This window comes from Synechococcus sp. H55.9, from assembly GCF_047462355.1.
Lineage (GTDB): Bacteria > Cyanobacteriota > Cyanobacteriia > Thermostichales > Thermostichaceae > Thermostichus.
Window position 1 is genome coordinate 24,895 of the sequence record NZ_JANSJB010000016.1, and the last position, 8,382, is coordinate 33,276.

An 8,382-nucleotide genomic window follows, 5' to 3' on the forward strand; every position below is an offset into this window, starting at 1 on the left:
TTCTATACCCTTCAACATGGGATCCACTGGCTGGGGTATATTGCCGACGAGCAGCAGCGCATCGAGATCTTGCGCGGGGCCGATGTGTTTGTTTTGCCCTCTTTGATCGAGGGGCTCTCTTTGTCCTTGCTGGAGGCGATGGCCTGCGGGCTGGCGGCGGTGGCCACCGATGTGGGCGCCGATGGCGAGGTTTTGGCGGATGGAGCCGGGATCCTGTTGGATCCGACACGGGTGACGGCGGAGCTGCAAACCCTGCTGCCTTTGCTGCGGGATCAACGGGAGTTTACCCAACTGCTGGGGATGAAGGCCCGCCGGCGGGTGCTGGAACGCTATACCCTCAGCCACAACATCAGTCGGGTGGAACAGCTCTACCGGGAGCTGTGCCAGGGATCCCGTCAGCATCGCCGGGCCTAAAGGAGGAAGTCGAAAGCGAGGCAGAACTTTTGTGTAGAGCTTGTGATATTTTTGCTAAGCTGTTTCGTTACGTTTCCAAGGGATTAACGCCAGCCTTCCCGATGGATGCTCACAGCCCCCAAAAGGCCGTTTCGGCACAGCTATCCGGCTCCTCGTGGTCGGAGCCTTTGCTTGGCCAGGATTTGCCCCCCAATCCTCCAGTTCCCTCCCTGGAGAACTCGGGCGACTTACGCTCAGCTCAGGCCAGCCCGGATCCGGTTGGCGTTACGTCTGATGAGGTGGAGCTGCCGGAGGTCAAGCCTGCCATTGTGCCTGCCCCTGCAATGCCGGATCGGGTGGCAATGGGGAGAGACCAGTATCGGATGCAGTATTTGCTGGCGTGGTTAGCCTTTGCCCTCCGCTCCTTTAACAACTTGAATCAGATCCTGGAGCTGACGGCTTTTGTGGCCAGCCAACTGACCGATGCCGAAGGCGGAGCCCTGGTTTTGTTCAACCCCAACGGCACCATTCAGTTGGATCAACTGCATTGCTCGGATCTCCACCACCGCGAACAGATTCGGGCTGAGATGGAGCAGATTGCCCAAACCCTCTCGGCTCAGGAGCCCATGCTCAAGACGGCGGGATCCCTGTCCGTCAAAATCCCTGCCCTCGAACACCTGTTGGACGAGCGGTTTCGCCAGAGCTTAGGGCCAGATGTGCGCCTCTTCGGCACGCCCTTGTTGATCCGCAACTCTGTCCAGGGTCGCTTGTACGTCTTCAGCCGTCAGCCCGGCTACCACTGGGATGAACGCCGCCAACAACTGTTGCGCCTGGTCGCCGATCAGGCAGGCGTGGCCATCGAAAACGACCGCTTGACGGCAGCCTTGCGCCGCAAAGTGGCCCTAGAAAAAGAAATGGAGATCGGCTCTTACATCCAGGCTCAATTGCTACCGCAGGAGTACCCGCAAGTCAAAGGCATTCGCCTGGCAGCTCGTTGCCGTGTGGCCAGCAAAGTGGGAGGCGACTACTACGATTTCATCAAGATTCCAGAAAAATCAGATCCGGCTGCCTCTCCACCCTCATCTGAAAAGCTGGCCATCGTCATTGGGGATGTGATGGGCAAAGGGGTGCCCGCCGGCCTGTTGATGAGCATGACCCGAGCCATGGTGCGGGCAGAAGCTCTCAACCGTCATTCCCCAGCCCGCGTTCTGCAACATCTGAACCGGGCCATGTACAGCGACCTGGAGCACTCCAATCGCTTCATCAGCCTGTTTTATTCAGAGTACGATCCCCACTCCCATCGCCTTTGCTTTAGCAACGCGGCCCACAACCCTACCCTGTGGTGGCAGGCCCGCACCCGCGAGATTCAACCCCTGGACACAGAAGGGGCGCTGATCGGCTTGGAGGAAAACAGCCACTACTCGGAAAGCTGCGTGCAACTGCAACCCGGAGATGTGGTGGTGTACTACACCGACGGCTACACCGAGGCTGCCAACAGCCGCGGGGAGCGCTTGGAAACCTCTGGGCTCATGGATGCCATCCAGCATGCTGCCTGTCGCTACGACTCCCCCGAAGACATCTTGGAGAGCTTGTTTGAGCAGATGGATGCTTTCCGAGGTCGCCAGGGATCCCCTCCTCTGACCCTGTTGCCGCCGGACGATCCAGAGCTGCTATTGCAAGATGAGATTTCCCTGCGGCCTGAGCCTGTGGACGATACCACACTGGTGGTGTTGAAGGTGTTGCCCGACTCTGAGCCAAAATAGCTAAAAAAGTTCGAACTCAGGGTACGCTCTAGCTAGTACAGGGCTGGCTCCCCTGCTTCCCGGTTATCTACACCTTAGGCATAGCCATGAACTTCTCTTCCTCTGGGTCTGAAACCACTTCGGTTTACTTGCCGGCTCCTGCTGCTTTCCAGACAAAAATGATGGTCGGGCAGGTGTTCCGGCAGGATGTACTGGGCGATATCCGCAAGGGTTGGAATGGCTTTGTGGAGTCGGGCCAAATTTGGGCGCTTTTGATAGGGATCGTGGTGGGCTATATGCTCAAGAGCATCACCAGCTCCCACTAGTTGCTCTGGCCGGATCCAGTTGGCCTGAGGCGGCGGGGTTTTAGCCGTCGGTTCTTGATTTTTGTATTTTTTCCACAACTGCAGCGGTGGTCAATCCTTCTCCCCATTCTCCCAGTTCTGAGCCGACAGCGACGGTTACCCCACGCCCCTGGAGCCAGCGCTTTGAGGGATCCCTGCATCCTGCCATCGCCCGCTTCAACGCCAGCATCGGCTTCGACATCCGCCTTTTGCCCTACGATGTGGCCGGATCCCTGGCTCATGTGCAGATGTTGGCCGCTTGCGGCATTCTGACCCGGCCAGAGGCCGACCAGATCCGGCAGGGGCTGGAGCAGATCCAACAGGAAGCGGCTGCCGGCACCTTCCGTCCCGATCCAGAGGCCGAGGATGTCCACTATGCCGTCGAGCGCCGTTTGGTGGCCTTGGTGGGGGAGGTGGGCAAAAAACTGCACACGGGGCGCTCCCGCAACGACCAAGTGGCTACCGATCTGCGCCTCTATCTGCGGGATCACATCGATCACCTGCGGCAGGCCCTCTGGGAGCTGCGGGGAGTCTTGCTGGACTTGGCCGAGCAGCATCTGGAGACGATCCTGCCCGGCTACACCCATCTGCAACGGGCTCAGCCGATCAGCCTGGCCCACCACCTTTTGGCCTATGAAGAAATGCTCTGGCGAGACTGGCAACGGCTGGGGCGGGTGCGGGAAGAGGTGAATGTCTGTCCCCTCGGCTCCGGGGCCTTGGCCGGCACTTCCCTGCCCATCGATCGGCAGCTCACTGCCCATCTGCTGGGATTTGAGCGCATCAGCGCCAACAGCTTGGATGCCGTCAGCGACCGCGACTACCTGGTGGAGTTTCACACCGCCGCCAGCTTGATTTTGGTTCACCTCAGTCGCCTCTCGGAAGAGCTTGTCCTCTGGGCCTCGCAGGAGTTCGGCTTTGTCGTCCTCACCGATGCCTGTGCCACCGGCTCCAGCCTCATGCCCCAGAAGAAAAACCCCGATGTGCCGGAATTGGTGCGCGGCAAGGCGGGGCGGGTGTTTGGCCATCTCCAAGCTTTGCTGGTCACCTTGAAGGGGCTGCCGCTGGCCTACAACAAAGATCTCCAAGAAGACAAAGAGGGGCTATTCGATACGGTCGAGACCTTAAAAGCCTGCCTGGAGGCGATGACCATCCTGCTGCGGGAAGGGATCCAATTTCAGCCTGAGCGCATGGCCGCTGCTGTGCAGGAGGATTTCTCCAACGCCACCGATGTGGCCGACTACTTGGTGCGCAAAGGGATCCCCTTTCGCGCTGCCCATGACCTGGTGGGCCAGATCGTGCGCATTTGTTTGGCAGAGGGGATCCTGCTAAAGGATCTGCCCTTGGAGCGCTGGAAAACTTTCCACCCGGCTTTTGAGGAGGACATTGCGGCGGCCATCGATCCCCGCCAGGTGGTGGCGGCGCGGCGCAGCGCCGGAGGAACGGGCTTTGCCGTAGTACGGGAAGCCCTACAACAGGCCCAGGCCCGCCACCAGCAGCCAGCGCCCTCGGAAGGAACGCTACAAATTTAAACTTATCTCAACGAGAATTGGCAATGTTTGGGTTTTCCTCGCCAGGGTGTGCCATCCTGAGGTTCTGAGCCGCTCCAACACAATTCCCAGCTTGTTGGCCTCTGCTCTGGGTGACCGTTTCATGTTGGATAACCTCACCGCCCATATCCTCGAAAATGCGGCCAAGCGTCGCTGGCGAGAACGCGCCTACAGCCGATTTTTGCAGGACTGGCGACGACAAGTGGTGCTGCTGCGCCGTCAACGAGCTGGGGAGTTGGGCCCCCCTCTGGGGGATCCCACCTGTGTTTTCAGCGCCCACTCGGCTTGGTTGCGCTGCGCCGTCAATCCACGGGGGCCGTGCCAGGGCTGCCCCCACTATGCCGCGGCTCCAAAACCCGCTCCAACTCTAGAGTCGCTCCATTAGAGGGATCCGACCGCTGGCGTCGGCACCATCGGGCCGCGCTCCCCCAAGCTGCGTCGAGTCGAGGACCCCGCTGTAGCCAAGTTGAGGGATCCCCGGCCAATTTGTGCCACAATAAAAGAACGGTAACTCCATCGACAAAAGCGAGATTCATGGCCCTTCACCTCTCGGCAGAGCACCTTCGCGCCATCCGCCAGCAGGGCGAGCAGGCCTTTCCCTACGAGGGCTGCGGCATTTTAATTGGCGAGCTCAAAGGATCGGACAAGATCGTCCACGAGCTGTGGCCGGCGGCCAACACCTGGGATCAAGCTGAAAACCCCTTAGCAGACGGAGAATCCAGCCGCCGCCGCTTCTTGATCGAGCCGGCAGTTTTCAAGCGGGCCAACGACCATGCTGTGCGCAGAGGGTTGGGGATCCTGGGCACCTATCACTCTCACCCCAACCATGCGGCTATTCCCTCGGAGTTCGATCGGCAGCACGCCTTTCCTTGGGGCTTTTCCTGTGTGATCGTCAGTGTGCGCGAGGGCAAAGCAGAAGAGGTGGTCAGTTGGGTTTTGGATGAGCAGGAGCAACCCCAGCGGGAGCCGATGCAAATTTTGGAAGATGCGGCCCTTGCCGCGCTGCCAGTTTTGGCCGGCTAGGGCCGGGCGTCGGTGGCCCTGATCTTCTAGCTTGAGGTGAGATCTGGGGCTGAGTTCCGTTGCGATCCCGGTTGGACAAGCCGGTGTGGAGAGAGTGAGTGGTGCCGGAAAAGCGGTAGTCTGAACTGGAGAGGTGACATAACTGCAAGCAGGTAGGTCCGCCAGATCGGCTCGGAACCTCAAAAATGAACCAGAGATCGCTAGAATCCTTCCCTGAACTCCCATGGCAACCAAAATCTTAATCCCCGCCCCCCTGCGCCCCTACACCGACAACCTGGAAGCTGTTGAGATCGAGGGCAGCAACGTCGGCGAAGTGATGCGCAACCTCATCGCCCGCTACGGCGAACTGAAGCGCCACCTCTACACCGAGGACGGCAAGCTGCGCAATTTCGTCAACGTTTACCTCAATGACGAGGACGTGCGCACTTTGACCCAAGGCGACAACACCCCCGTGGGAGAACAAGCCGTCATCAGCATTGTTCCTGCTATTGCCGGAGGGCTTTGACCATGCTGAACCTGGACACCAGCCAAGTCAGCCTCTCCCGCGAGGAGATGGAGCGGTTTTCTCGCCATTTGATCCTGCCGGAGGTGGGCCTGGAAGGACAAAAGCGGCTGAAAGCGGGCAAGGTGCTCTGCATCGGCACAGGCGGCCTCGGCTCACCCCTGTTGCTGTACTTGGCGGCAGCCGGCGTGGGGCGGATCGGCATCGTCGATTTCGATGTGGTGGACGTGTCGAACCTGCAGCGGCAGGTGATCCACGGCACTTCCTGGGTGGGCAAGCCCAAGGTGGAATCGGCCAAGAACCGCATCCTGGAGATCAACCCCTATTGCCAGGTGGACGTTTACAACACCGCTCTGAAGGCCCACAACGCCCTGGAGCTGTTTGCCAACTACGACGTGATCGTGGACGGTACCGATAATTTCCCCACCCGCTACCTGGTCAACGATGCCTGTGTGCTGACGGGCAAGCCCAATGTCTACGGCTCGATCTTCCGCTTTGAAGGGCAGGCGACGGTCTTCAACTACGAGGATGGGCCCAACTACCGCGATCTCTACCCCGAGCCACCCCCACCGGGGCTGGTTCCCTCCTGTGCCGAGGGGGGAGTGCTGGGGATCCTGCCCGGCATCATCGGCCTCATTCAAGCTACGGAGACTGTGAAGATCCTGTTGGGCATCGGCACGACCCTGAGCGGGCGGCTGCTGCTCTACGATGCTCTAAAAATGAGCTTCCGCGAGCTAAAGCTGCGCAAGAACCCTGCCACCCCGCCCATCACTCAACTTATCGACTACGAGCAGTTCTGCGGGATCCCGCAAGCGCAAGCTAGCCAAGCGGAGATCCCGGAGATCAGTGTGGCCGAGCTGAAGGCGCGGATGGATGCCGGCAAAGATTTTGTGTTGATCGACGTGCGCAACCCCAACGAGTGGGAGATCGGTCGGATCCCTGGCGCCCACCTGATCCCGTTGCCGCAAATCGAAAATGGCGATGGGGTGGAGCAGGTGCGCAAGCTGCTCAATGGCTCGGAGCTGATCGTCCACTGCAAGAGTGGAGTGCGCTCGGCTAAGGCCTTGAAGATCCTACAAACTGCTGGGATCGCGGGGAAAAATCTACGCGGTGGCATCCTCGCCTGGGCTGAGGCTTACGATCCCTCGATTCCCAAGTACTGAGACAACTTCCGGATCCCTGGTCCAGGATATGATGGCTCCGCTGCCCAGAGCCGGCTGTGCCCAATATCTCCCTTTTGCGTCCCTTTTTCCATGAGTGCCACTTTGCCGGCAGAGACAGAAACCATCTTTCACTCCATCCCCGAAGCCCTGGAAGACCTCAAGTGTGGCCGCATGGTCATCGTGGTCGATGACGAAAATCGGGAAAACGAAGGGGATCTGATCTGTGCTGCCCAGTTTGCCACGCCAGAGGTGATCAACTTCATGGCCACCCACGGGCGCGGCCTCATTTGTCTAGCCATGCAGGGATCCCGTCTGGACGAGCTGAAGATCCCGCTGATGGTGGGGCAAAACACCGACAGCAACCAGACTGCCTTTACCGTCAGCATCGACGCCGGGCCAGAGTTAGGGGTTTCGACGGGCATTTCCGCCGCCGATCGCTCCCGCACCATCCAGGCGGCCATCCACCCCCATACGCGGCCGGAAGATCTGCGTCGCCCTGGGCATGTCTTTCCGCTGCGGGCGCGGGAAGGCGGGGTGCTCAAACGGGCCGGCCACACAGAAGCGGCGGTGGATCTGGCGCTGCTGGCCGGGCTGTACCCGGCAGGGGTGATCTGCGAGATCCAAAACCCGGATGGCTCGATGGCCCGCCTGCCCCAGTTGGTCGAGTTCGCCCACCAGCATAATTTGAAGATCATCACCATCGCCCATCTGATCGAGTACCGCTTGCGCACCGAACGGCTGGTGCATCGGGGGGCTACTGCCACCTTGCCGACGGAGTTTGGCCGGTTTCAGGTCTACGGCTACCGCGACAGCCTCAACCAGGTGGAGCACCTGGCGCTGGTGAAGGGGGATCCGACCCAATTTGCCGCCGAGCCCGTCCTGGTGCGCGTGCATGTGGAATGCCCCCTGGGGGATGCGCTGGGATCCCTGCGCTGCGACTGCCGCCGCCAATTGACCGCCGCCCTGAAGATGATCGACCACCAGGGCAAGGGGGTGCTGGTGTACCTGCGCCGGCAAGAGCAGGAGCTTAGCCTCATCCAGCAAATTCAGTCCTATGCCCTGCAGGATCTGGGGCTAGCTGAAACCACGCCGCCGGCAGCGATGGATCTGCGGGATTACGGCATTGGCGCCCAGATCCTACGCGATGTGGGGGTGCGCCAAATGCGCTTGATCAGCAACACCTCTCGCCACATCAGCGGCTTGAAAGGATTTGGCCTGGAAGTGGCCGAGCGGGTGCCCTTGCTGGTGGAAGAGCCGGATCTCAATTTGCACGTGCAGCCATCCTGTTCTCTAGAAAACGCGACCCATTCCGGCTTAAGCCTGTAGAGCGTTGTAGGGCCGGGCGGTGTGGTGGAACAGGGGCCGCGGTGCAGCCGGTTCGTCCTCGACCCCATAAGCCTTGCATCCCCAAGGCCAGAACGACCAGGAAGGACGTTTGGGCAAAGATGGAGCCAGGCGCGCTGGCAAGACAGAGTCCCTGGCCGTGGGGCTCAAGAGGGGCTTTGGCAAGACGGGAATGTCGGATCCCACCTGCGACCACACCTCGTAGCTCTGGGATCGCACCACCACAATGCTGATCAGGGAGCCGCGATCCATGTCGTAGCGGCAACTGTCGATGGCGTCCTGCAGCCGAGAAAAGCTGCGGTTAAAGACGTAAAAATGGCCCTG

Annotated in this window: 9 protein-coding genes and 1 pseudogene; 9 read left to right on the top strand and 1 reads right to left on the bottom strand. The window is 60.2% G+C overall.

Going from position 1 to position 8,382, the window contains the following annotated elements; all coding sequences use genetic code 11:
* The 9 genes and pseudogenes from NW857_RS03935 to ribB form a co-directional block, all read left to right on the top strand.
* Positions 1–414 (top strand): glycosyltransferase family 4 protein (locus tag NW857_RS03935; protein ID WP_414368004.1); only part of this gene is annotated, 414 nt, incomplete at its 5' end.
* A gap of 101 nt (positions 415–515) precedes the next feature.
* The gene (locus NW857_RS03940; protein WP_414368007.1) at positions 516–2,156 is read left to right on the top strand and encodes a PP2C family protein-serine/threonine phosphatase; all 1,641 of its coding nucleotides are present in this window, start codon (positions 516–518) and stop codon (positions 2,154–2,156) included.
* Positions 2,157–2,242: 86 nt separating this feature from the next.
* A complete protein-coding gene (locus NW857_RS03945) occupies positions 2,243–2,461 on the top strand; it encodes a hypothetical protein (protein WP_414334049.1) in 219 nt (72 codons plus the stop codon).
* 86 nt (positions 2,462–2,547) lie between these two features.
* Complete coding sequence (gene argH, locus NW857_RS03950; protein WP_414348947.1) at positions 2,548–4,008, top strand: argininosuccinate lyase; 1,461 nt, start codon at positions 2,548–2,550, stop codon at positions 4,006–4,008.
* Positions 4,009–4,129: 121 nt separating this feature from the next.
* Positions 4,130–4,411: a DUF6464 family protein gene (locus NW857_RS03955; RefSeq protein WP_414334045.1), complete on the top strand. Its 282-nt coding sequence runs from the start codon at positions 4,130–4,132 to the stop codon at positions 4,409–4,411.
* 149 nt (positions 4,412–4,560) lie between these two features.
* Positions 4,561–5,049, top strand: coding sequence for a M67 family metallopeptidase (locus NW857_RS03960; protein WP_414334043.1), 489 nt, complete (start codon positions 4,561–4,563; stop codon positions 5,047–5,049).
* 223 nt (positions 5,050–5,272) lie between these two features.
* The gene (locus tag NW857_RS03965; RefSeq protein ID WP_414334041.1) at positions 5,273–5,554 is read left to right on the top strand and encodes a MoaD/ThiS family protein; all 282 of its coding nucleotides are present in this window, start codon (positions 5,273–5,275) and stop codon (positions 5,552–5,554) included.
* A gap of 2 nt (positions 5,555–5,556) precedes the next feature.
* On the top strand, positions 5,557–6,714 hold the full coding sequence (gene moeB, locus NW857_RS03970) for a molybdopterin-synthase adenylyltransferase MoeB (RefSeq protein ID WP_414334040.1): 1,158 nt from the start codon (positions 5,557–5,559) through the stop codon (positions 6,712–6,714).
* Between the two features lie 123 nt (positions 6,715–6,837).
* Positions 6,838–7,986, top strand: a pseudogene (gene ribB / locus NW857_RS03975) (3,4-dihydroxy-2-butanone-4-phosphate synthase); the annotation flags it as partial.
* A 42-nt stretch (positions 7,987–8,028) separates the two neighbouring features.
* Here ribB and NW857_RS03980 read toward each other — a convergent pair.
* The coding region (locus tag NW857_RS03980; RefSeq protein WP_414368009.1) for a hypothetical protein at positions 8,029–8,382 on the bottom strand (354 nt) is incomplete at its 5' end.

Bases quoted from the DNA above. Each gene is read 5' to 3' on its own strand.
- NW857_RS03940 (WP_414368007.1), top strand. From the start codon at position 516: ATGGATGCTCACAGCCCCCAAAAGGCCGTTTCGGCACAGCTATCCGGC.
- NW857_RS03945 (WP_414334049.1), top strand. From the start codon at position 2,243: ATGAACTTCTCTTCCTCTGGGTCTGAAACCACTTCGGTTTACTTGCCG.
- NW857_RS03955 (WP_414334045.1), top strand. From the start codon at position 4,130: ATGTTGGATAACCTCACCGCCCATATCCTCGAAAATGCGGCCAAGCGT.
- NW857_RS03960 (WP_414334043.1), top strand. From the start codon at position 4,561: ATGGCCCTTCACCTCTCGGCAGAGCACCTTCGCGCCATCCGCCAGCAG.
- NW857_RS03965 (WP_414334041.1), top strand. From the start codon at position 5,273: ATGGCAACCAAAATCTTAATCCCCGCCCCCCTGCGCCCCTACACCGAC.
- moeB (WP_414334040.1), top strand. From the start codon at position 5,557: ATGCTGAACCTGGACACCAGCCAAGTCAGCCTCTCCCGCGAGGAGATG.